Origin of the sequence: Mesorhizobium sp. M0060 (assembly GCF_040323155.1) — a bacterium.
GTDB lineage: Bacteria > Pseudomonadota > Alphaproteobacteria > Rhizobiales > Rhizobiaceae > Mesorhizobium.
Window position 1 is genome coordinate 1 of record NZ_JAMYUP010000066.1, and the last position, 23,272, is coordinate 23,272.

Here is a 23,272-nt window from a genome sequence, read left to right on the forward strand (position 1 = left end):
TTCACGCTTGGCCGGTTTGGAATGCGGGGTTGAGTGCCGGTTGGCGCGCTCTTCACAGCGCCGGCATGTTTGTCCGCGAATATTTATAACCCTTGGGTGAGGCGGCTGCTGGCGCATTCCAGATGTCTTGATCTGGGATCTTGGCGCACCATACAATTGGCTGCAATGCGGGACAGTTCGGCCAACGCCGCCAATGTTGCGGATATTAAGTCAAATTTTACCGAACTGGCGCCATGGCTTCGGCGAAGGCTGGTTGTGTCGGCCAACGTGTTCGACGTATGGAGTAACGATGCGGTCTGTCCCGACAATCCCGATGGTCTTGGCCGCTTTCATGCTCCGCGCGTGCGGCGTCGCCGAGGCCGGCGAGGGCACCTTCGGCTAGCTGTCCGGAGACTGGTACCTGACAGTCGGCGCCACCGGCATGGTCGCTCCGAATTTCGAGGGCGGCAAGAAGTACCTGCTCAGCGCCTCGCCGATCATCTCGCTCGGCAAGGCTGGCCCCGCGGCGCGCTTCGCCTCGCGCAACGACAACATCTCATTGGCGCTGATCGACGACGGCGGCGTCCGCGCCGGCCTGACCGGCAAGTTCCTGTTTTCCCGCGACGGTGGTGACGCCGATGAACTGAAAGGCCTCGACCCGGTGCGCTGGGGCGGCGAGGCCGGCGGCTTCTTTGAATTCTATCCTTTGGATTGGCTGCGCGCCCGCGCCGAATTGCGGCACGGCATTCGCGCCCATAACGGCTTTGTCGCCGACATCGCCGCCGACGCATTCTACGATGTGAGGCCGGACGTCAGGATTTCGGGCGGCCCGCGCGTTTCGTTCGCTTCGTCAGGGTACTTCGATGCTTATTATGGCGTTGATGCCGAGGAGGCCGCGGCCTCGGGGCTCAGCGAATATCATCCCGGCGGCGGCGTGAAGTCGGCGGGCCTCGGCGGCGCGGTGACCTGGGAAGTGACCGAGCCGATGACGGCCAGCCTGTTTGGCGAATATTCCCGCCTGATGGGTCCGGCCGCCGATTCCAGCCTGGTCAAGGAGCGCGGCGATCGCAACCAGTTCACGATCGGCGTGTCGACAACCTACCGCTTCGATTTCTCGATGTGATGTCGCAGGTTATATACTGTGCGCAGCCGCATGGCTCAGGCGACTATGCCGTAGGCGATGCGGTTGAGTTCCTCTTCCACAAGCATCGCACCTGTTTCGGATTGTAGGAGATTGATGGGCGCCTCGTTGAGCACCCGACTTCGCTTGCGCAGCCAGCGCTGCGCCCTTTCATGGTTGCCGAAAACACGATCCGCCATCGTTGAAATACGAAGTCGCAGGGCGCGTTCGGACTCGGTAATCGTCAGAGTCACATTTCGTTCCTTCCGGCGCGCTAACTGTGAAATGTAAACCGCAGTTGGTACATGCTCCTAGGAGGAAGCATCAGAGTTCGGGCTTTTCAATAGGGCCGGCCTCGTTTAAAAGCCCGGTCATGACGCACTTTATCAGCGCATTCGCGATTGCGATACGAATTACAGGCCCGGTGTTCCGGGCGGCCTGACCGCCGCCGGAGCCGCCGGGAATCTTGCGCGCGGCCTCTCGCGCTTTTTCCAGATCATGATAGTTCAACGCCCGGGCTCTTTTGCCGCCGGGCAACGCATATGGCAGACCAATGACTGATACCGATACCGCCGAGACGATCGACTACTCCAAAACGCTCTACCTGCCGCAGACGGATTTCCCGATGCGCGCCGGTTTGCCGGAAAAGGAACCGCTGCTGGTCAAGCGCTGGCAGGACATGGACCTTTACCGCAAATTGCGCGAAGACGCCGCCGGCCGCGAAAAATACGTGCTGCATGATGGCCCGCCCTATGCCAATGGCAACATCCATATCGGCCATGCGCTGAACAAGATCCTCAAGGACGTCATCACCCGCTCATTCCAGATGCGCGGCTATGACTCGAACTACGTGCCCGGCTGGGATTGCCACGGCCTGCCGATCGAATGGAAGATCGAGGAGCAGTACCGCGCCAAGGGCAAGAACAAGGACGAGGTGCCGGTCAACGAGTTCCGCCAGGAATGCCGCGAGTTCGCGGCGCACTGGATCAAGGTGCAGGGTGCCGAGTTCCAGCGGCTGGGCGTCGTCGGCGACTTCGACAATCCCTATACGACGATGGCTTTCCATGCCGAGGCGCGCATCGCCGGGGAGCTGTTGAAATTTGCCATGTCCGGCCAACTCTATCGCGGCTCCAAGCCGGTGATGTGGAGCGTGGTCGAGCGCACCGCGCTTGCCGAGGCGGAGGTCGAGTACCAGGACTATGAGTCGGATACGATCTGGGCGAAGTTTCCGGTCGTCAGCCTTGCTCGTCAGGTCATCAACGTCGAGGATGGGCAGCCAGCCTTGGATCCGAAGCTTACGGAGACGTCACTGGACCTGCTGGATGCCAACGTCGTCATCTGGACGACGACGCCGTGGACAATCCCCGGCAACCGCGCCGTCAATTACTCGCCGCGCATCAACTATGGTCTCTACGAGGTTACGGCGGCCGAGAACGCCTTTGGTCCCCAGCCCGGCGAAAAGCTGATCTTTGCCGAGAAACTTGCAGACGAGGCCGCCGGGAAGGCCAAAGTCACCTTGAATTGTCTTCGCAGCGTCGGCGCCGAAGAGCTTGGAAGCCTTACGCTTTCTCATCCCTTCAAAGGTTTGAATGGCGGCTACGAATTCCCCGTGCCGATGCTCGCCGGCGACCACGTCACCGACGACGCTGGCACCGGCTTCGTCCACACTGCGCCAGGACACGGCCGCGAAGACTTTGACGCTTGGATGGATGCGGCCTCTGATCTTCGCCAGCGCGGCATCGACACCGCGATCCCGTTCACCGTCGACAATGCCGGCTTCTTCACCAAGGACGCGCCGGCCTTTGGCCCGGACCGCGAGGGTGGGGCGGGGCGCGTCATCGACGACAATGGCAAGAAGGGCAATGCCAACCAGGCGGTGATTGACGAGCTGATCAATCACAATGCGCTGTTCGCGCGCGGCCGGCTGAAGCACTCCTATCCGCATTCATGGCGGTCGAAGAAGCCGATCATCTTCCGCAACACGCCGCAATGGTTCGTCTACATGGACAAGGAGCTTGGCGACGGCACGACGCTGCGCAGCCGCGCCCTGAAAGCCATCGACGATACCCGCTTCGTGCCGGCGGCCGGCCAGAACCGCATCCGCGCCATGATCGAAGAGCGCCCCGACTGGGTGCTGTCGCGCCAGCGCGCCTGGGGCGTACCGATCGCCGTCTTCGCCGATGCTGACGGCAATGTCCTGCGCGACGAGGCGGTCAACCAGCGCATCATGGACGCCTTCGAGAAGGAAGGTGCCGACGCCTGGTTCGCCGCCGGCGCCAAGGAGCGTTTCCTCGGCAATCACGATGCCTCGAAATGGCAGCAGGTGATGGACATCCTCGACGTCTGGTTCGATTCGGGCTCGACGCATGCCTTCACGCTTGAGGATCGGCCGGACCTGAAATGGCCGGCCGACGTCTATCTCGAAGGCTCCGACCAGCATCGCGGCTGGTTCCACTCCTCGCTGCTCGAAAGCTGCGGCACCAGGGGCAGGGCGCCCTACGACACCGTCGTCACCCATGGCTTCACCATGGATGAGGAGGGGCGGAAAATGTCGAAGTCGCTCGGCAACACCGTCGTGCCGCAGGACGTCATCAAACAGTCCGGCGCCGACATCTTGCGGCTCTGGGTGGTGACGACCGATTATTGGGAAGACCAGCGGCTCGGCAAGAACGTGCTGCAGACCAATATCGACGCCTACCGCAAGCTGCGCAACACTATCCGCTGGATGCTGGGCACGCTCGCCCATGATGATGGCGAGGAGGTGCCGCTGGACAAGATGCCGGAGCTGGAGCGGCTGATGCTGCACCGGCTCGCGGAGCTCGATGAACTGGTACGCTCGGGCTACGACGCCTTCGAATTCAAGCGCATCACCCGCGCGCTGCTCGACTTCATGGTGGTCGAGCTGTCGGCCTTCTATTTCGATATCCGCAAGGATGCGCTCTACTGCGAAGCGCCTTCCAGCGTGAAGCGCAAGGCTTCCGTGCAGGTGGTGCGCCATCTCTTCGACTGCCTGGTGAAATGGCTGGCACCGATGCTGCCTTTCACCATGGAAGAGGCTTGGCTCGACCGCCATTCGGATGCCGTCTCTGTGCATCTCGACCAGTTCCCGGAGATCCCGGCGGACTGGAAGAACGAGGCGCTGGCGGAGAAGTGGCGCAAGGTGCGGCAGGTCCGCCGTGTCGTCACCGGCGCGCTGGAGATCGCCCGCGCGCAGAAGGTCATCGGCTCTTCGCTGGAAGCGGTGCCGGTCGTCACTCTCGACGATGCCGCGCTCGAAGCGGCGATCGCCGATGTCGACATGGCCGAGATGGCGATCACCAGCGATCTGGTTATCGCGCACGGCAAGGCATCGGCGGGCGGCTTTACCCTCGACGACGTCAAAGGCGTCGCCGTGGTCGTCGAGAAGGCGGAGGACCGCGGCCTGGTGAAATGCGCACGCTCCTGGCGCTACACCGCCGATGTCGGCTTGGATCCGGAATTCCCGGATGTTTCGGCCCGTGACGCCGCTGTCCTGCATGAGCTGAAGGCTTTGAGCCGCCTTTGAGGCGGTGCACAAATGCCACGGCGGGCGGCCGATCAGCCCCCGTGCGTTGCCCTTAACGAGTGGTTGAGGTAAACACGCGAAACTCCGGACGACAAATTGTCGCCGGAATTCCGTCGGAAGAGCATAGGCGACGGGGACCGGACCTTTCTTTGGCCGGCGGCAATCGAGAGGCTGTCTACAGTGGGACTTTTTGGCATGACCGAGAGAACTTACGCGCGCGTTGCGCTGCTGGCGCCGCTTGTCGTATCGGGCCTTGCCTTGTCCGGCTGCATGGGCTCGCCCACTTACGGGACCGACAAGACCGCGGGCGCGCAGCTTGCCGGCGACCTCACCGGGGCTTTTTCCTTCGCACCCAAGGGCAAGAACAACATCGACTACAAGCCGAGGCCCGCGCTGGTAAAGCCGGGACCTGGGCAGAAGGAAGTGTTGCCGCCGCCTCAGGAAAGCATCGAGACGGCAAGCGCCGAATGGCCCGAATCGCCGGAGCAGCGCCGTGCCCGCCTGCGCGCCGATGCTACCCTGCATCAGGACGACCCGGCCTACCAGGCGCAGGTCGTCGATGACGTGCAGACGGATCCGGCGTCGGTCAAGGCCGCGCTGAAGCAGTCGGGCTCGAGCCACCCGCCAGCCTGGACTCCGGCCGATTCGGACAAGGGCCGCGCTGCGGAAATCATGCGCCGCAGGGCTGAAGGCAAACAGGGCGACCCGACCACCCGCAGATATCTGAGCGAGCCGCCGGTGCAATACCGCGCTGCCGCCGACACTGCGCCGCAGGGCGACCTTGGCGAGGACGAGTACAAAAAGGAACGCCGCCTCAAGAAGGAGGCTGCCGCCAAGAGCAAGAGCGGTGGCATGTTCGACTGGCTGCCCTGGTAGACTGACGGCGCCAGAGACTTGCTGGCCTGGATTTGGCTGGCTGGATTTGGATCGTCGGCCCGACCAGAAAAATCAGGGTCCGCGTCGCTCGCGAAAAAAGTCTTTCAGCAGTGCTGCTGCATCGTTCTCTGCCATGCCCGGATAGATGTCGGGTACATGGTGGCAGGTCGGTGACGTGAAGAAGCGAACGCCGTTGACCACCGCGCCGCCCTTTTCGTCGGCGGCGCCGAAATAGAGCCGCCGCAGCCTGGCGAAGGAGATGGCGCCGGCGCACATGGCGCACGGCTCCAGCGTCACATAAAGATCGTGGCCGCTGAGCCGCTCGCTGGAAAGCTTGCTGCAGGCTTCGCGGATCGCCAGCATCTCGGCATGGGCGGTGGGATCGGCGAGCTCGCGGGTGCGGTTGCCGGCACTCGCAACGACCGTATCGCCGCCGACGACGACCGCGCCAACCGGCACCTCGCCACGCTGGGCGGCGGCTTCGGCTTCTTTCAGCGCCAGCGCCATGAAATCCTGCCGCTTCACGCGGTTTCCATTCCGATTATCTCCTCGCCACTAGAGCGCGATCCTGTTACTACCCGCGCAAACGAGCAAAGGCCACATGGACGACAAAAACAAGAAATTCCCGCGCAGGAACGGCCCGAAGCCGGCCGGGCCGCGCGGTCGCGATAGCGCTCCCGGCAAGGGCGGCAAGCCGTCCTTCGGCGCCAAAAAACCCTACACTCCGCGTAGCGACCGGCCGGCGGCGGCCGAAGGCGAACGGCCGCAGCGCGACTTCAAGCCAAAGCGCGACTTCAAGGAAGGCGACCGGCCATTCAGCAAGGGACCAAGACCCGAAGGCAAGCCTTATGAAAAGCGCGAGGGTCCACGCAAGCCTTATGCATCGCGCGGCGACCGGCCAGCAGCGGCCGAAGGCGAGGGGCCGAAGCGCGACTTCAAAGGCGGCGACAGGCCGTTCAGCAAAGGGCCGCGTCCGGAAGGCAAGCCTTATGAGAAGCGCGAAGGTCCGCGCAAGCCCTACGCGCCGCGCGGTGACCGGCCGGCAGCTACGGAAGGCGAGCACGGCGAAAAGCGCTTCGACCGTCCCAAGCGTGACTTCAGTGATCGTCCTAAGCGTCATTTTGGCGGCGATCGGCCCCAAGGGACACAAAGGGCACAGGCGGCATCGGAGGATGGCTTCAAGCCGCGCCCGCGTCGCGTCGAGGCAACGGAAGAAGCCGGCGAACGCATTGCCAAGCGGCTGGCGCGTGCCGGCCTGGCCTCGCGCCGCGACGCCGAGGAACTGATCGCGGCCGGCCGCGTCAAGGTCAACGGCAGGGCGTTGTCCTCGCCGGCCTTCAACGTGATGCCCGGCGACATCATCCATCTCGACGGCATGGAGATCCCGCCGATCGAGCGCACGCGGCTGTTCCTGTTCCACAAGCCGGCCGGCGTGGTCACCACCAACCGCGATCCGGAAGGCCGCAAGACCGTCTTCGACGTGCTGCCGCCCGGGCTGCCGCGGCTGATGACCATCGGCCGGCTCGACATCAACACCGAAGGCCTGCTGCTGCTCACCAATGATGGCGGCCTGTCGCGCGTGCTCGAACTGCCGGCGACCGGCTGGTTGCGACGCTACCGCGTGCGCGTTCACGGCAAGGTCGAGGAAAGCGCGCTTGCAGGGCTGCGCGAAGGCATTGCCGTCGACGGTGTCTTTTATGGCGCCATCGAGGCGACGCTCGACCGCGAGCAGGGTTCGAACGCCTGGCTGACACTCGGCCTGCGCGAAGGCAAGAACCGCGAGGTCAGGAACATCCTGGGCGCGCTCGGTCTCGACGTGACGCGGCTGATCCGTATTTCCTACGGGCCGTTCCAGCTCGACGATTTGCCGGAAGGCCATGTGCTGGAGATCAAGGGCCGCGTGCTGCGCGACCAGCTCGGCGAGCGCCTGGTCGAAGAGTCCGGCGCCAATTTCGACGCCGATATCGCCAAGCCATTTTCCAACAAGCCGGTCAGGCGTGAGCGGGAGGAGGAGCCCGAGCGGCCGAAATTCACCCGCGACGGCGAACGCCGGCCGATCGGCGAGGGCGGCCTGATCAAGAACCGCAAGCGTCGCGAAGGCAGCCGCGACGAAGCGCTCGGCAAGCTGTCGACAAGCCCCGACAGGAGCTTTGGGCCGAAAAAGAGCTTTGGCGAGCGTGGCCCCAGACCTGAACGCAGCGACTTCGGGGACAAACCCCGTGGCGACAAGCCTCGTGGCGGCTTCGGTGGGAAGAAGTCCGAACGCGAGCAGCGGCCGATCGAGCCGCCGGGCCAGCGCAAGGCCAATGTCTGGATGGCGCCGGGCGCACGGCCGATTGGCAAGGGCAGGGCGGAGGCAGACGCCGCCAAGGCGGCAGAAAACAAGGCGCGCAAGGCCTCGTTCAAGCCGTCTTACGGCAAGCCCGGCGGCAAGCCGCAAGGCGGCGTTGCAAAGCCGTTCGGCAAACCGCGCGGCGAGCGCCCGGATGGCGGTGGCGACCGGCCGCGCGGCGGCCCGAAAGGAAGTAATGCGGATCGTCGGCGGTGAGCTTGGCGGGCGTCCGCTGGCGACGCCCCGCACCTTTGCCATCCGCCCGACCACCGACCGCACGCGTGAGGCGGTCTTCAACGTGCTGGCGCATCGCTTTCCCGAAAGACTGGACGGCGCGCGCGTGCTCGACCTGTTCGCCGGCACCGGCGCGCTCGGCCTCGAAGCGCTGTCGCGCGGCGCCTCCTACGCTGTCTTCATCGAGGAATCCGCCGAAGGGCGCGGCCTGATCCGCACCAATGTCGAGGCCTTCGGCCTCACCGGCCGCACCAAGATTTTCCGCCGCGACGCGACGGCCTTGGGCGAGGCAGGCACCATCGCCGCATTCGGCCTGGTCTTTGCCGATCCGCCCTATGGCAAAGGCCTTGGCGAACGCGCCTTGCGCTCGGCCAAGACCGGCGGCTGGCTCTCCCCCGGTGCGCTCTGCGTCGTCGAGGAAGCAGCGGCGGCGCCGTTCGAGGCAGGGCCGGGCTTTTCGATTGTCGACGAGCGCAACTATGGCGAGACGGTCATCCGCTTCATCGAGGCCGCCTGAGTTCGGCCTTCGCGATGGCGCCTTCAAAATGACGAACAATTCGCTTTGCCTCGACCAGCAACCCCGCCTATCGTCCCACCACCAAACCGGAGCCATCTATGACATTTCAGGCTGAATGGCTGCGCGGAACGCTCTTGGGGCTGGCTTTGGTGATGGCCGCTCCGGCTCTGGCGGATAGCAATCCTGACAACGGCGCAGCGACGGATTTCCTGCTCGACAACGGCATGGAAGTCGTCGTCATCCCGGATCACCGTGCCCCGATCGTCACCCATATGGTCTGGTACAAGATCGGCAGCGCCGACGAGCCGCCGGGCAAATCCGGCATTGCCCATTTCTTCGAGCATTTGATGTTCAAGGCGACCAGCAACCATGCGGCCGGCGAACTCGACCGCGCCGTCGCCGCCATCGGCGGCTCGGACAACGCCTTCACCTCCTACGACTACACCGCCTTTCACGAGACGGTGGTGCCGCAGGCGCTCGAGCAAATGATGGGCTTCGAGGCCGACCGGATGCGCAATCTCATCCTCAACGACGATGTCATCAAGACCGAGCGCGACGTCATCCTCGAGGAGCGCCGCTCGCGCATCGACTCCAATCCGCAGGCGGTGCTCGACGAGGAAATCGATGCCACGCTGTGGCAGAACCAGCCCTATCGCATCCCGGTCATCGGCTGGATGCAGGAGATGGAGAAGCTGAACCGCACCGACGCGATGGCCTTCTACAATAAATATTACACGCCCAATAACGCCGTGCTGGTGGTGGCCGGCGATGTCGAGCCGGAAACGGTCAAGGCGTTGGCCGAAAAGACCCATGGCAAGGTCGCGCGCGGTCCGGATTTGCCGCCGCGCATCCGCCCCGTCGAGCCGGAGCAGAACACCAGGCGCACGGTGACGCTGACCGATGGACGCGTCAGCGTGCCGAGCTTTACCACGCAGTGGGTGGTTCCGTCCTATCACACGGCAAAGCCGGGCGAAGCGGAGGCGCTCGACGTGCTGTCCGAAATCCTCGGCGGCGGCAACCGCAGCCGGCTCTACCAGGAGCTTGTCGTCAGGCAAGGCATAGCCGCGGCGGCCGGCGCCTTCTTCCAAGGCACCATGCTCGACGACACCAATTTCACCGTCTACGGCGCGCCGCGCGGCGACGCCAAGCTGGCCGACATCGAGGCCGCGGTCGACGCCGAGATTGCCCGCATTGCGAAAGACGGCGTCACCAGCGACGAGCTGGAAAAATCCAAGGACCGTTTCGTCCGCTCGATGATCTTTGCTCGCGACAAGCAGGAGGACATGGCCAACATCTACGGCTCGACGCTCGCCACCGGCGGCAATATCCAGGACGTCCAGCAATGGCCGGACCGCATCCGTAAGGTCACAGCCGATCAGGTCAAGGCGGTCGCTGCCCGCTATCTTAATCTCAACCACGCAACGACCGGCTATCTTCTGCCGCAAACCCAGGCTGGGAATTGATTTGATGATGAGCTTGAGCGTTGGCGCTGCCCCTCACCCGCCTGCCGGCATCCTCTCCCCGTATAATGACGGGGAGAGGGGCGCTCTGATCGACGATTTCGCCAACCGCCAGCGTTGCTGGAAGGGCGCCGCCGTTGCGGCCAGCCCACTTCTCCCCGTCACTATACGGGGAGAAGTGCCCGGCAGGGCGATGAGGGGCGGCGCCGACCTTGGCAATTGGCGCGCCGGCCCGCTTTTAGCAACCCTGCTCCTCTCCCTCGTCTTCCTCATCCTGCCGGCGCTTTCCGCTCGTGCCGCCATGAACATCCAGGAGGTGACCTCGTCGAAGGGCATCACCGCCTGGTTGGTGGAAGACTATTCGGTGCCGATCGTCGCCATCCGCTTCGTCTTCGATGGCGGCGCGACGCAGGATCCGCCCGGCAAGGAAGGGCTTGCCAATCTGATGAGCGGCCTGTTCGACGAAGGCGCCGGCGACCTCGACAGCGAGGCCTTCCAGATCAAGCTTGACGATGTCGGCGCCGAAATGAGCTTCGACGCGCAGCGCGACGGCATCTATGGCTCGATGCGCATGCTGGCCGAGCAGCGCGACGGTGCCTTCGACCTGTTGCGCGTGGCGGTCAACCAGCCGCGCTTCGACCAGGCGCCGATCGACCGCATCCGCTCGCAAATCCTGTCGGGCATCATCGCCAGCGAGCGCGATCCCGATACGCTCGCCCAGCGCAAATGGCTGGAAGCGATCTACGGCATCCATCCTTATGCGCGGCCCGACCAGGGCACCAGGCAAAGCATAGCGACGATCACGCCGGGCGACCTAAGCGCCTTCCACAAGGCGAATTTCGCCCGCGACGGCCTGCATGTCGCGGTGGTCGGCGCCATCGATGCCGAGACGCTGAAGCAGAAGCTCGATCTGGTGTTCGGCAGCCTGCCGGAAAAACAGGCGCTCACGCCAGTCGCCGACATCGACCTGAAGCTCGGCCAGCAGCTTGAGGTCGTTTACGACCAGCCGCAGGCCTCGCTGCAACTCGCCTATCCCGGCGTGAAGCGGAACGCGCCGGACTTCTTCGCCGCGGTGCTGATGAACGAGATTCTCGGCGGCGGCACCTTCACCTCGCGGCTGTTCGACGAGGTGCGCGACAAGCGCGGCCTGGCCTATAGCGTGAGCTCCGACCTCGTCGACCACCAGCACTCCGAGGCGCTGTCCATCACCACCTCGACCCGCTCGGACAGAGCCGCCGAGACGCTGGCTGTCGTGCGCGACGTGGTCAAGCGCATGGCCGAGGAGGGGCCGACCGAAGCCGAACTGGCGGCGACCAAGAAATACATGATCGGCGCCTATGCCATCAACAATCTGAATTCCTCCGGCGCGATCGCCGCAACGCTGGTCGAGCTGCAGCTCGACAAGCTCGGCATCGACTACATGCAGCGCCGCGCCGCGTTCATAAATGCGGTGACGCTGGACCAGGTGAAAGCGGCGGCAAAAAAGCTGCTCTCCGCCGAGCCGGCCGTCATGGTGGTCGGGCCGAAGCTCGGCGAGGCCGACAAGGAATGAGCCTGAGCTTCGGCATCGCCTTTGGTGGCGGCGGCGCGCGCGGGCTGGCGCATATCCATGTCATCGAGGCGCTGGACGAACTGGGCATAAGGCCGGCCGCCATCGCCGGCTCGTCGATCGGCGCCATCATGGGCGCCGGCATGGCCTCGGGCATGACCGGCAAGGACATCCACGACTATACGCGCTCGATCCTCGGCCGCCGCGCCGAAGTGGCGACGCGCATGTGGCGGGCGCGGCCCGGCACTTTTGCCGAGGCGATGCAGGGCGGCTTGGGCGTCAGCCAGTTCAATGTCGAGCGCATCCTCAAAGCGTTCCTGCCCGACGCCATCCCCGAGACCTTCGCCGAACTCAAAATACCGCTGAAGGTGACGGCAACCGATTTCTACGGACACAGGCTCGCCGTGATGGGCGAAGGCGAGCTGCATTCGGCGCTGGCTGCCTCAGCGGCGATCCCCGCGGTGTTCCGCCCGGTGATGCGCGACGGCAGGCTGCTGATCGACGGCGGCATCTACAATCCCGTGCCGTTCGACCTGATCGAGCTCGACGCCGACATCATCATCGCCGTCGACGTGGTCGGCGCGCCGACCGAGGCCGGGCGCAAATTCCCGACCTCCGTCGACTTGATGTTCGGCGCCACGCAGCTGATGATGCAGTCGATCATCGCCAGCAAGCTGAAGCAGAGCCGGCCCGACATATTGATCCGGCCTGCCGTGTCGAAATACCGGGTGCTCGATTTCATGAAGATCGATGCCTTGCTGGCCGAAACGGCCGACATCAAGGACGAGCTGAAGCGCGAGATCGAGAAGGCGGTCGAGGCCCGGGCCAAGTCCGAAACCAGCAAGCGTACCAAGCGGGTGTAAGGGTTGAACGCTGAGATTGCGTTTGCCGTGTCTTCAAACTGTCTGGTCATGGCCGCAGCATCGAAATCGACAGATAAGCGCTTGCAAATCGGCCGCTGCTGTCTTTTGCTCGCGCGAGAGTTGTCCTCTGACTGTTGTTGAGGCGAACGGATGAACAAAATCGATCGGCAACGGCCAGAGTCAGAAACAGACGCCACCCTAAATGCCGCGCGGCTCGGCACGCGGCTGCGCCTCGCCCGCCAGACGCGTGGCATGACGCTGAAGACGCTGGCTGCCGCCGCGAATTGCTCTGAAAGCCTGCTGTCCAAGATCGAGAACGGCAAGGCTTCGCCGTCCCTGCCCATGCTTCACCGTCTGGTTGAGGTTCTCGACACCAATATCGGCTGGATGTTCGAGCAGGTCGACGACGACGAGGCGATCGTGTTCCGCGCAGGCGCACGGCCGTTGATCGCGCTCGATGCGTTGCGGCGCGGCGAGGGCATCTCGCTCGAACGCATCATTCCGTATTCGTCCGGCCACCTGCTGCAATGCAACATCCATCACATCGAGGCAGACGGCGAGAGCGAAGGTCCGATCCAGCATGCCGGCGAGGAAGTCGGCTACGTGCTCGCCGGTCGGATCGAGCTGATTGTCGACGGCAAGATCCATGCTCTCGCCGCCGGCGATGCCTTCGTGTTCAGGTCGGAACTGCCGCATCATTACCGCAACATCGGCGAGGAACGCGCCAGCATTTTCTGGGTCAACACGCCGGCGACTTTCTGAGCGACGCTCCACGTTCATTTGGATTGACAAATATTCAAGTCTCTTGAATGTTTGCCTCGTGCCTTTAGCACCAACGGGACCGGCCGAGGTTTGGTCCGCAAGCAAGGGGAACCAAAAATGCGTCTGTTCAAACTTCTCGCCGGCTGCGCCGCCGTCATTGCCGTGGGCTCGGTAGCCATGGGATCGGCGCTGGCCGATACGTTCGCTCTCGTCAACATCAACCAGCAGGCCCTGTTCTTCAACCAGATCAACGAGGGCGCGCAGAAGGCCGCCGACGCCGCCGGCGCCAAGCTGGTCATCTTCAACGCCAACAATGTGCCGAGCGCGCAAAATGACGCGATCGAGAACTACATCACGCAGAAAGTCGACGGCATCATTCTGGTCGCCATCGACGTCAACGGTGTCAAGCCGGCGATCACCGCTGCCAAGGCGGCCGGCATTCCCGTCATCGCCATTGATGCGCAGATCCCCGACGGCGACAACATTTCGTTCATCGGTGTCGACAACACCAAGGCCGGCGAGGATATTGGCAAGTTCTACGCCGACTATGTGAAGACCGAGATGGGCGGCAAAGCCAAGATCGGCATCGTCGGCGCGCTCAATTCGTTCATCCAGAACCAGCGGCTCGACGGCTTCAAGAAGGCGGTCACCGACAGCGGTGAGGCCGTCACCTTCCTCGACACGGTCGACGGCCAGAACGTCCAGGAGACCGCGTTGAGCGCTTCGGAAAACCTGATGACTGCCAATCCGGACATGACGACGCTCTATGCGACCGGCGAGCCGGCCTTGCTCGGCGCCGTTTCGGCGGTGACCAGCCAGGGCCGCACCGGTGACGTCAAAGTGTTCGGCTGGGACCTGACCAAGCAGGCGGTTCAGGGCATCGATGATGGCTGGGTGGTGGCGGTCGTCCAGCAGGATCCGGCCGGCGAAGGCAAGGCTGCGGTCGAAGCGCTGGGCAAGCTCAAGAAGGGCGAAAAAATCGATCCGATCATCAACATTCCGGTGACGATCGTGACCAAGAAGAATGTCGACCAATACCGCGCGATGTTCAAGTAGACTGCATCGGCGACCAATCCGCGGCGCCGCCTGAGGCGACGCCGCGGATGCTTTGCAAATCGCGTGGAACCCAGATGAGCAGTGGCCAGACTTACCGGGTGCGGATGAGCGGCATCTCAAAGCGCTACAACGCCATCCAGACGCTCGACGACGTGTCGCTGACGCTGAAGCCGGGCGAGGTGCTGGGGCTGGTCGGCGACAATGGCGCCGGCAAATCGACATTGAGCAAGGTGCTGTCGGGGGCTGTGGTTCCCGACGCCGGTACCATCGAGATCGACGGCAAGCCGGTGACCTTCAGCTCGCCGGCGGACGCGCGTGCGGCGCGCGTCGAGATGGTCTACCAGGACCTGTCGCTGTGCGACACGGTCGATGTCGCCGGCAACCTCTTTCTCGGCCGTGAGCCGCGCCGCCGCATCGCCGGCATTTCCTTTCTCGACAACAAGCGCATGCACGATGAGACGCGCCATATGCTCGATCGTCTCGGCATCGTCATCGCCGATACGCGGCTCAAGGTCGAAAACCTCTCCGGCGGGCAGCGCCAGTCGATCGCGATCGGCCGCGCCGCCTCGTTCGAGCCGGCCGTGCTGATCATGGACGAGCCGACGGCAGCGCTTGCCGTCGCCGAGGTTGAGGCCGTGCTCGAGCTGATCCGTGCCGTCAGCGCCCGCGGCGTCAGCGTCATTCTGATCACCCACCGCCTGCAGGATCTGTTCCTCGTCTGCGACCGCATCCAGGTCATGTATGAAGGACGCAGCGTCGCCGAGCGGCTGATTGGCGAAACCAATATCGAGGACGTGGTCAATCTGATCGTCGGCCGCAAGTTCAATGCGCGTTCCGCCACCCACGGCTATCGCGGTGGAGCGCCGGCATGAGCGACATGAGCTCGATCCACTCCGCCCAGCCGCCAAGGGTGCGCAAAGGCACCTGGCGCGATGCCCTGCTCGCCAATGGCAGCGTCGTGTCGATTGCGCTGTTCTTTGTTGTCGTCTGCATCATCTTCTCGGTGGCGACCGACGCCTTTCTGACCTCGCCCAACCTGTTGAACATCCTGCGGCAGTCGGCGCCGCTGCTGATCGTCGCCGCGGCGATGACCTTCGTCATCACCACCGGCGGCATCGATCTTTCGGTCGGCTCCGTGCTGGCGCTGGTGGCGACGCTGTCGGCGACGCTTTTGCAGTTCGGCCTGCCATGGCCGGTGGTCATCCTCGCCATGCTGGCGCTCGGCGCCCTGCTTGGCGCGGTGCAGGGCTATTTCGTCGCCTATGAGGGCATTCCGTCCTTCATCGTCACGCTCGCCGGGCTGTCGGTGATCCGTGGCGTGGCGCTGCTGATCACCGGCGGCTATTCCATCCCGATCGAGCCCGGAAGCGCGTTCACCGTGCTGGGCCGCGCCTGGTTCCTTGGCGTGCCGGTGCCGGCGCTGATCGCGCTGGCGATCCTCGCCATCGCCTATCTGGCCTTCAACGAGACGCCGTTCGGCCGCTATGTCACCGGCATCGGCGCCAATGCCGAGGCGGTGCGGCGCGCCGGCGTCAACACGCGGCTGACGACGCTTTTCGTCTATGTGATTTCCGCCGCCGCGGCAGCCCTTGCCGGGATCATCATCGCGGCCCGGCTCGGATCCGGATCGTCGAATGCCGGCCAGGGCTTCGAACTCGAAGTGATCGCCGCCGTCGTGCTCGGCGGCACCAGCCTGTTCGGCGGCCGCGGCACGATCATCGGAACGGTGCTCGGCGCGCTGACCGTCGCCGTCATCGGCAACGGCCTGATCCTGGCGCATCTGTCGCCCTTCCTGACGCCGATCGTCACAGGAACGATCATCCTGATCGCCATCTGGCTCAACTTCCGCCTGTTCCGCGGCGCCGTGCGGAGCCGTTGAGCCGATGAGCAATCTTTTCGATGACGCAGCGCCCATTAAGCGGCTGGCGATCGGGGTCGATACCGGCCATGTGATGACCGTGCTCGGCCCGGTTCCGGTCGAGGAGATGGGCATCACGCTGATGCACGAGCACATATTGCTCGACGGCGCGCGCAGCTGGAAATGTCCCTGCCATCCCGACGACATGGCGATCGCCGAGCAGCCGGTGAACATCGGGATCATCGGCGAATTGCGCATGAACCCTTACGTCAACCGCGACAATGTCTCGCTCGACGACGCCGACCTGGCGCTGTCGGAGCTGCAGCGCTATCGCGCGCTGGGCGGCCACACCGTCGTCGACACCACCAATATCGGCATCGGCCGCGACCCCGAAAAGCTCGCCCGCATCAGCCGCATGTCCGGCCTGAAGATCGTCATGGGCACCGGCTTCTATCTCGAGCACACCCATCCCGAATGGCTGAAGGCGATGGATGTCGACGCCGTCACCGAGTTCATCGTCAACGATGCCGGCGGCGGCGAGACGCAGCCGCCGATCATCGCCGGGCTGATCGGCGAGGTCGGCGTCAGCAAGGATTTTACCGCCGAGGAGCGCAAGTCGCTGCGGGCTTCGGCGCGCGCCTCGCGCATCACCGGCGTGCCGCTGTCGATCCATCTGCCCGGCTGGGAGCGGCTGGCGCACGAGGTGCTCGATGTCGTCGAGGCCGAGGGCGCCGATCTTCGCCACACCGTGCTCTGCCACATGAACCCGAGCCACGACGATCCCGACTACCAGACAAGCCTCGCCCGGCGCGGCGCCTTCCTCGAATACGACATGATCGGCATGGACTATTATTATGCCGACCAGGACGCGCAATCGCCCTCCGACGAAGAGAATGCGCGGGCCATCGCGAACCTTGTCGAGGCCGGTTTCGGCGACCGCCTGCTTTTGTCGCAGGATGTGTTCCTCAAGATCATGCTGACCCGCTTCGGCGGTTTCGGCTATGGCTATATCCTCAAGCATTTCATACCGCGCCTAAAGCGCCATGGCGTCGAGCAGGCGGCCATCGACCGCATGCTGATCGCCAATCCGAAGGCTGTCTTCGCGCGGCAGACCTGAGCGGCGCCCCAGATTTACGGCGATAAGACTTACCGCCAGAGTTACGACGGAGTTCAAATGTCCAAGAAAAAGATCCTGCTTGCCGGCGAATCCTGGGTGTCGACCGCGACCCACATCAAGGGTTTCGACCAGTTCCCGACCGTCACCTACCACACCGGCGCGGACGAATTGCTGAGCGCGCTCAAGACGACCGAGTTCGCCGTCACCTTCATGCCGGCGCATGAGGCGCAGCGCGGCTTTCCGCAGACGATGGAGGCGCTGTCGGCCTATGACGCGGTGGTGCTCTCCGATATCGGCGCCAACACCCTGCTGCTGCATCCCGACACCTGGGTCCACTCGAAGCCGACGCCGAACCGGCTGCGCCTGCTGCGCGACTATGTCAGCGCCGGCGGCGGGCTCTTGATGTTCGGCGGCTACTACAGCTTCCAGGGCATCAATGGCGGCGCGCGCTACCGCAAGACGCCGGTCGAGGACGTGCTGCCGGTGACCTGCCTGGCGTATGACGACCGCGTCGAGGTTCCCGAAGGCTTTGCCCCGGTGCCGAAACCAGAGTCGAGCCATCCCATCCTCAGGGGTCTCGGCTCGGACTGGCCGATCCTGCTCGGTTTCAACGAGGTGACGCTGAAGGACGGGGCGGAGGTTCTGGCCACCGTATCGTCCGATTATGGATCGCTGCCGCTGCTTGTCACCGGCCATTACGGCAAGGGCCGCACCGTGGCCTGGACATCCGATGTCGGGCCGCATTGGCTGCCGCCGCAATTCATCGCCTGGCAAGGTTACAAGACCCTGTTCGAACAGATGCTGAGCTGGGCGACCGGTGAGAGCTGAGCCATGCATGTCCACGTCGTCGGTAATGCCTGCGTCGACACGATGTTTCACGTCGGCCGCTTCCCTGCCGCGGGCGAGACTTTGAATGCCGTGAGCTATGCCGACGACCTCGGCGGCAAGGGCGCCAACCAGGCGGTCGCGGCCGCGCGCACGGGTGCAGAGGTGACGTTCTGGACCGCGCTCGGCAAAGACCCTGCAGGCGCATGGATCAGAAGCCGCCTTGAAAGCGAGCTGTCAGACCTCGAGGTGAGCGAATTCGAGCTGCCGAGCGACCGCTCGACCATCGCCATCGATAGAGGCGGCGAGAACTTCATCGTCAGCGGCGTCGCCTGCAGCGAAGCCTTCGATCCGGTTGCGCAGACAGCGCTTGTCCGCTGGATCGCGCCCGGCGACATCCTCGTCTGCCAGGGAAATTTGCGCGCCGCCGCGACCAATGCCTGCCTGAGGGCAGCAAGGGAAAACGGTGCACGCACCGTTCTCAACGCCAGCCCGATCGACGCGGCATCTGTGCCCGATCTTGGCCTGGCGGAGGTTTTGGTGGTCAACCAATCCGAGGCGAAAACCCTGACCGGCCGGGATGACATGGCGGCGGCCGCCGATGCGCTGGCGGCCAAAGGCGCAGGCACGGTCGTGATCACGCTCGGCGCCGAGGGCTGTCTCGTGCTTGGCCCAGACCATGTATCACCGCTTCGTTTGCCGGCGCCACAGGTCGAGGCGCTCGACACCAGCGGCGCCGGCGACGTGTTCTGCGGCTGTCTGGCCGGCGGGCTTGCCCGGGGAATGCTTATTACCTCGGCGCTGGAGCTGGCGCTCGCGGCCGCGGCCATCGCCGTGACACGGCCGGGCACGCTCGCATCCTGTCCTTCCGCCTCCGAGATGGCGGCGATTATCGATCAAACGGAGCTCTCATGACCCAGATCGGCCAATCAGGCGGCGACGCGCTCCTAGAACTCTTCGGCCGCACCAAGGTGGTGATCGGCGTCGTTCACCTGGCACCGCTGCCCGGCGCGCCGCGCTATGACGGCGAGGCCGTGGAAGCGATCTACCAGCGCGGGCTCGACGATGCCAAAGCCTATCTCGACGGCGGCTGCGACGGCGTCATCGTCGAGAACCATGGCGATATCCCTTTCGCCAAGCCTGACGATATCGGGCCGGAGACGGCGGCCTATATGGCTGTCGTCTCCGACCGCATCCGCCGCGAGCTCGGCAAGCCGATCGGCATCAATGTGCTGGCCAATGCCGCAATTCCGGCCTTGGCGATCGCCAGTGCCGCCGGTGCCGGCTTCATCCGCGTCAATCAATGGGCGAATGCCTATGTCGCCAATGAGGGCTTTGTCGAAGGCGAGGCGGGCCGCGCCGCACGCTACCGCACCAGGCTGCGCGCCAATGGCATTCGCATTTTCGCCGATGCCCATGTCAAGCACGGCGCGCACGCCATCGTCGCCGACCGCCCGGTGGAGGAACTGGTCAAGGACCTGGTCTTCTTCGACGCCGACGCCATCATCGCCACCGGCCAGCGCACCGGCCACGCCGCGGATCTGAGCTACATCAGCATGATCAAGCAAGCCGCCGGCCTGCCGACGCTGGTCGGCAGCGGCGTGACGCCGGACAACGCCAACGACATCCTCGCCATCGTCGACGGCGTGATCATCGCCAGCGCGCTGAAGCACGACGGCGTCTGGTGGAACCGGGTGGACCCGGAGCGCGTGAAGCGGTTTGTGGCCGGGTTGAAGCGGTGAGGGGGATCTCCCCCCTTGAGGGGGAGATGTCGCCGGAGGCGACAGAGGGGGTCGTCTCGCGTAATGCGCCAACCCCCATTGTCGCAAGAGAGGAGCCGCCCCGTCGAACTGCCCCCCTCTACCCTGCCGGGCATCTCCCCCTCAGGGGGAAATTGGCCGTCATCACCGCTTTCGCTAATCGCCAGCGTTGCAGGATAAGCGCCGAGGCCGAAGCTGCCGATCTCCCCTCTTGAGGGGGAGATGTCGCCGGAGGCGACAGAGGGGGTCGTCTCGCGTAGTGCGCCAACCCCACTGTCGCAAGAGAGGAGCCGCGCCCGGTCGAACCGACCCCCTCTGCCCTGCCGGGCATCTCCCCCTCGAGGGGGGAGATTGGCTCATCACGCCTTCCCAGCCGCATACTCCAGCGCCACCACGCCATTGCCGAACTGCCTGGCAAAGATCAGCTCGAGCGGCACTTGCACACCGGGCGGGAACAGCAGCTTGCCCTGGCCCACGGCACCGGGGTAGCTGAGCAGCCTGATGCGGTCGACCAGGCCGTGGCGCAGCAATTCCTGCGCGACGCTCAGGCTGCCATGCACATAGATGTTGCCGCCGCTGCCTTGCTTCAGCCCTCTGACGGCGTCCGGCAATGCGCGCTGCAGCAGCTCGGCCGGTTGCCAGTCGAGCGCCGTCAAGCTGGTCGAGGCGACATATTTTGGCAGGGCGTTGAACCGGTCGGCGAAATCTCCGGTCTCCTTGGGCCACGAGCCGGCAAAAATCTCATAGGTCGTACGCCCCAACAGCATGGCGCCGCTGTCGGCAAGCTCGTCGTCCTTGAATTTCTGCATCTCATCGTTCCAGGCCACGCTCGGCAGCTTCTCGACCTCGGCAATGCCATCGACGCTGATGAATTCGGTGATGATGAGTTTTCTCATGGCGGGTTCCTTCTGTCGGGACGGCCGTGCGGGTCTTGTGCGAACTGCACCGTCAACTAGCGCGGCGCTTTTTCAGGGGGAGGGCTTTCCCTGTTCAGATTCGATCTACAATGACCGCCCGCTGAGCAATACCAGTTTCCTGGTCAGTATCTGCGCCACGTCGAAGCATGCGTCGGCGACTGGATCATCTACTATGAGCCCAGCAAGGTAGAAGAGAGCCGTAGCTATTTCGCTGTGACTAAGGTCCAACAGCTTATCGCCGATCGTGCGAGTCACGGGCTGCCTACAGGTTGGCAATACCGGCTTTCAGCAGTCCTTCGCGGACGTGCTGCACATCAGACTCCTGGGCATAGTGCAGGGTGGCGATGAATGAATCGAGGTCGAATTGGGGATCGAGCGTTCTGATCTTGCCTAGATGCGCCGCGGCCGCGATTTCATCGCCGAGCCAGCCGTAGCAGGCAGCGGCGAAAGCGTGCTGAACCGAGTCCATGGTTGACAGATGCATGAAAGCTTCGATCGCCTCGCCATACTGGCGCGCGGCGAAATGCGCCTTTCCCAGATGGCTCCAGAACCTCTCCGGGTGGTGCGGGTTCAACTGCATTGCCTTGCGGATCCATTCAATTCCCTCTTCCGGCCTCCCGAGCCACGTCAATAACTCGCCTTGCTGCACCACCACGAGGTCGTAATTGGGATTGAGGGCGAGGGCGCGCTCTTGATGGTAGCGCGCTGTGGTCAGCTCATTGTTGTTCACGTTCACTGCCGCGAGAATGCGGTGGACATCGGCATCGTTGTTGTCCAGCGCCAGCGCCCTGTCCAGCGCTGCCATGATGTCGTTCCAGACTGCATCCCTGTCTTCGCACCAGTTATGGACCCAGGCCTGGCCAAGAATGCAGGCCTGCCAGGCATGGGCATGGGCATAATCGGGGTCGAGCGCGACGGCCCTGTCTATCAAGGTTCGCGCGCGTTCATTATCCGCAATCGTGCTTCGGTGATGCAGCACCTTGGCAGCAAGCACACATTCATACGCGGCCATGTTTGCAGGTTTCGCCCGCGCGAGCTGGTCCCGCTGAGCCGCCTCGACACGACCGGGCAGCGTGGCTGCGATCGCCGCGGTCACCTCATCCTGAATCGCGAATATGTCGTCCAGCTTCCGGTCATATTTGTCCGCCCAAATATGAGCGTCATTCGCCGTGTCGATGAGCTGAGCCGTCACGCGCACCCTGTCGCCGATCTTGCGGACGCTTCCCTCCACCAGGTATTGGACGTCGAGTTTCTCGGCCACCTCGCGCACATTCACGGCGCGGTTCTTGTAGACGAAGCTGGAATTGCGCGAGATGACGAACAGCTCATGGTGGCGGGACAGTTCGGTGATGATGTCCTCGGTCAGTCCGTCCGCGAAAAATTCCTGCTCGGGGTCGCCGCTCATGTTGGTGAATGGCAGCACCACTATCGAAGGTTTCGAGATGGATCGCTTTGCCTCGACTTCTGGCAGGACAGAACTATCAAACCCAATGCGATAGAGGCGAACCGGGCGGCTGATGTTCTTTAACGTCTTCTCGCCCAGGTCCTCCATGGCAATTTCGAGACGGTCGGCAATTTGGGTCGCCACCGCTGCGGTCACGCAGATACCGCCGACGTCGGCGAGTTGCTCGATGCGCGAGGCAATATTGACGCCGTCGCCGAAAATGTCCTCATCGTCGAAAATGATGTCGCCGAGATTTATGCCGATCCTGAATTCCATACGCCGTTCTTGCGGCACATCCGAATTGCGCCGTTTCATGCGCTGTTGGATTTCCACGGCGCATTTCACGGCATCGGTCACGCTCTGGAACTCAACGAGCATGCCGTCTCCGGTGGTTTTGATGATCCGGCCCTTGTTCTTCGCGATGGCGGGATCGACCAGTTCTATGCGATGGGTCCGAAGGCGTGCGAGCGTGCCGGATTCGTCGGCCTCCATTAGCCGACTGTAGCCCGCCATATCGGCAGCCAGAATTGCGGCTAGTCTCTGTTCCATCGCTGAACCACAAACCAAGCTTATCCTTCCAGAGCTGCCAAATCCAGCAATTTGGGCTTGTGGCTGGATCAAGACATCTTCCTACCCGCAGCAGCAAGAAAGGGCGGGTCAGAACCTTCCGCCTGGTGGCTGCGAACTCGATCGCATCAATGGCGGGAGGGATCCGCGCGGCGTCAAGCTCGTCGAGGCGATATATTTCAGCAGCGCGTTGAACCGCTCGGCGAAGTCTCCGGTCTCCTTGGCCACGAGCCGGCAGAGATCTCATAGGTCGTGCGCCCCCAAAAGCATGGCGCCGCGATCGGCCAGCTCGTCGTCCTTGAATTTTTGCATCTCATCGTTCCAGGTCACGCTTGGCAGCTTCTCGACCTCGGCAATGCCATCGACGCCGATGAATTCGGTGACGATGAGTTTTCTCATGGCGGGTTCCTTTTGTCGGAGGACGGATCGTGCTGGCGAACCGCTCCGTGAAAATAGCGCGGCGCTTTGTTGTTTTTGAGAATATCAGATGCG

21 protein-coding genes and 2 pseudogenes are annotated in these 23,272 nt (G+C 63.8%); 17 read left to right on the forward strand and 6 right to left on the reverse strand.

Going from position 1 to position 23,272, the window contains the following annotated elements; genetic code table 11:
- The first annotated feature begins 289 nt into the window (after nucleotides 1-289).
- Nucleotides 290-1,102 (forward strand): annotated as a pseudogene (locus tag NKJ94_RS31860) (MipA/OmpV family protein).
- Nucleotides 1,103-1,137: 35 nt separating this feature from the next.
- On the opposite strand, the gene NKJ94_RS31865 reads toward NKJ94_RS31860, so the two are convergent.
- Together NKJ94_RS31865 and NKJ94_RS31870 are read right to left on the reverse strand one after the other, a co-directional pair.
- Nucleotides 1,138-1,353, reverse strand: coding sequence for an antitoxin Xre/MbcA/ParS toxin-binding domain-containing protein (locus NKJ94_RS31865; protein ID WP_352531066.1), 216 nt, complete (start codon nucleotides 1,351-1,353; stop codon nucleotides 1,138-1,140).
- Nucleotides 1,354-1,423: 70 nt separating this feature from the next.
- On the reverse strand, nucleotides 1,424-1,609 hold the full coding sequence (locus NKJ94_RS31870) for a hypothetical protein (RefSeq protein WP_352531068.1): 186 nt from the start codon (nucleotides 1,607-1,609) through the stop codon (nucleotides 1,424-1,426).
- Nucleotides 1,610-1,652: 43 nt separating this feature from the next.
- Between NKJ94_RS31870 and ileS the strand changes: the two genes are divergently transcribed.
- Together ileS and NKJ94_RS31880 are read left to right on the forward strand one after the other, a co-directional pair.
- Nucleotides 1,653-4,643 (forward strand): isoleucine--tRNA ligase, encoded by a 2,991-nt coding sequence (gene ileS, locus NKJ94_RS31875; RefSeq protein ID WP_352531070.1) that lies wholly within the window; start codon nucleotides 1,653-1,655, stop codon nucleotides 4,641-4,643.
- 195 nt (nucleotides 4,644-4,838) lie between these two features.
- A complete protein-coding gene (locus NKJ94_RS31880) occupies nucleotides 4,839-5,519 on the forward strand; it encodes a hypothetical protein (RefSeq protein WP_352531072.1) in 681 nt (226 codons plus the stop codon).
- A gap of 72 nt (nucleotides 5,520-5,591) precedes the next feature.
- On the opposite strand, the gene NKJ94_RS31885 is transcribed toward NKJ94_RS31880, so the two are convergent.
- Nucleotides 5,592-6,044, reverse strand: coding sequence for a nucleoside deaminase (locus NKJ94_RS31885; RefSeq protein ID WP_352531074.1), 453 nt, complete (start codon nucleotides 6,042-6,044; stop codon nucleotides 5,592-5,594).
- Between the two features lie 76 nt (nucleotides 6,045-6,120).
- Between NKJ94_RS31885 and NKJ94_RS31890 the strand changes: the two genes are divergently transcribed.
- From NKJ94_RS31890 to NKJ94_RS31950, 13 genes are all read left to right on the forward strand, one after another.
- A complete protein-coding gene (locus NKJ94_RS31890) occupies nucleotides 6,121-8,067 on the forward strand; it encodes a pseudouridine synthase (protein ID WP_352531076.1) in 1,947 nt (648 codons plus the stop codon).
- Nucleotides 8,048-8,602, forward strand: coding sequence for a 16S rRNA (guanine(966)-N(2))-methyltransferase RsmD (gene rsmD, locus NKJ94_RS31895; protein ID WP_352531078.1), 555 nt, complete (start codon nucleotides 8,048-8,050; stop codon nucleotides 8,600-8,602). The genes NKJ94_RS31890 and rsmD overlap by 20 nt, the downstream gene beginning before the upstream one ends.
- Nucleotides 8,603-8,700: 98 nt before the next feature.
- Nucleotides 8,701-10,065: a M16 family metallopeptidase gene (locus NKJ94_RS31900; RefSeq protein WP_352531080.1), complete on the forward strand. Its 1,365-nt coding sequence runs from the start codon at nucleotides 8,701-8,703 to the stop codon at nucleotides 10,063-10,065.
- Nucleotides 10,066-10,255: 190 nt separating this feature from the next.
- The gene (locus NKJ94_RS31905; RefSeq protein WP_352531112.1) at nucleotides 10,256-11,614 is read left to right on the forward strand and encodes a M16 family metallopeptidase; all 1,359 of its coding nucleotides are present in this window, start codon (nucleotides 10,256-10,258) and stop codon (nucleotides 11,612-11,614) included.
- Nucleotides 11,611-12,474, forward strand: a complete 864-nt coding sequence (locus tag NKJ94_RS31910; RefSeq protein ID WP_352531082.1) for a patatin-like phospholipase family protein — start codon at nucleotides 11,611-11,613, stop codon at nucleotides 12,472-12,474. Before NKJ94_RS31905 ends, NKJ94_RS31910 begins: the two co-directional genes overlap by 4 nt.
- A gap of 150 nt (nucleotides 12,475-12,624) precedes the next feature.
- Entirely contained in the window at nucleotides 12,625-13,236 is a 612-nt protein-coding gene (locus NKJ94_RS31915) for a cupin domain-containing protein (protein ID WP_352531084.1), read from the forward strand.
- A gap of 117 nt (nucleotides 13,237-13,353) precedes the next feature.
- Nucleotides 13,354-14,292 (forward strand): ABC transporter substrate-binding protein, encoded by a 939-nt coding sequence (locus NKJ94_RS31920; protein WP_352531086.1) that lies wholly within the window; start codon nucleotides 13,354-13,356, stop codon nucleotides 14,290-14,292.
- A gap of 74 nt (nucleotides 14,293-14,366) precedes the next feature.
- Nucleotides 14,367-15,164 carry an ATP-binding cassette domain-containing protein gene (locus NKJ94_RS31925; protein WP_352531088.1) on the forward strand — a complete coding sequence of 266 codons (798 nt, stop codon included), beginning with the start codon at nucleotides 14,367-14,369 and terminating at the stop codon, nucleotides 15,162-15,164.
- 5 nt (nucleotides 15,165-15,169) lie between these two features.
- Complete coding sequence (locus NKJ94_RS31930) at nucleotides 15,170-16,171, forward strand: ABC transporter permease (RefSeq protein ID WP_502896189.1); 1,002 nt, start codon at nucleotides 15,170-15,172, stop codon at nucleotides 16,169-16,171.
- A gap of 4 nt (nucleotides 16,172-16,175) precedes the next feature.
- Entirely contained in the window at nucleotides 16,176-17,267 is a 1,092-nt protein-coding gene (locus NKJ94_RS31935) for a phosphotriesterase family protein (protein ID WP_352531092.1), read from the forward strand.
- Nucleotides 17,268-17,324: 57 nt separating this feature from the next.
- Nucleotides 17,325-18,095, forward strand: a complete 771-nt coding sequence (locus NKJ94_RS31940; RefSeq protein WP_352531094.1) for a glutamine amidotransferase — start codon at nucleotides 17,325-17,327, stop codon at nucleotides 18,093-18,095.
- Nucleotides 18,096-18,098: 3 nt separating this feature from the next.
- Complete coding sequence (locus NKJ94_RS31945; RefSeq protein ID WP_352531096.1) at nucleotides 18,099-19,007, forward strand: ribokinase; 909 nt, start codon at nucleotides 18,099-18,101, stop codon at nucleotides 19,005-19,007.
- On the forward strand, nucleotides 19,004-19,834 hold the full coding sequence (locus NKJ94_RS31950) for a BtpA/SgcQ family protein (RefSeq protein WP_352531098.1): 831 nt from the start codon (nucleotides 19,004-19,006) through the stop codon (nucleotides 19,832-19,834). The genes NKJ94_RS31945 and NKJ94_RS31950 overlap by 4 nt, the downstream gene beginning before the upstream one ends.
- 377 nt (nucleotides 19,835-20,211) lie before the next feature.
- Here NKJ94_RS31950 and NKJ94_RS31955 read toward each other — a convergent pair whose 3' ends face one another.
- Nucleotides 20,212-20,748 (reverse strand): dihydrofolate reductase family protein, encoded by a 537-nt coding sequence (locus tag NKJ94_RS31955; protein WP_352531100.1) that lies wholly within the window; start codon nucleotides 20,746-20,748, stop codon nucleotides 20,212-20,214.
- A gap of 37 nt (nucleotides 20,749-20,785) precedes the next feature.
- Between NKJ94_RS31955 and NKJ94_RS31960 the strand changes: the two are divergent.
- Nucleotides 20,786-21,030 (forward strand): annotated as a pseudogene (locus NKJ94_RS31960) (hypothetical protein); the annotation flags it as partial.
- A gap of 1 nt (nucleotide 21,031) precedes the next feature.
- Here the strand turns inward: NKJ94_RS31960 and NKJ94_RS31965 are convergent.
- Entirely contained in the window at nucleotides 21,032-22,762 is a 1,731-nt protein-coding gene (locus tag NKJ94_RS31965; protein ID WP_352531114.1) for an adenylate/guanylate cyclase domain-containing protein, read from the reverse strand.
- Between the two features lie 261 nt (nucleotides 22,763-23,023).
- Nucleotides 23,024-23,179, reverse strand: a complete 156-nt coding sequence (locus NKJ94_RS31970) for a hypothetical protein (RefSeq protein WP_352531102.1) — start codon at nucleotides 23,177-23,179, stop codon at nucleotides 23,024-23,026.
- Nucleotides 23,180-23,272: the final 93 nt, after the last annotated feature.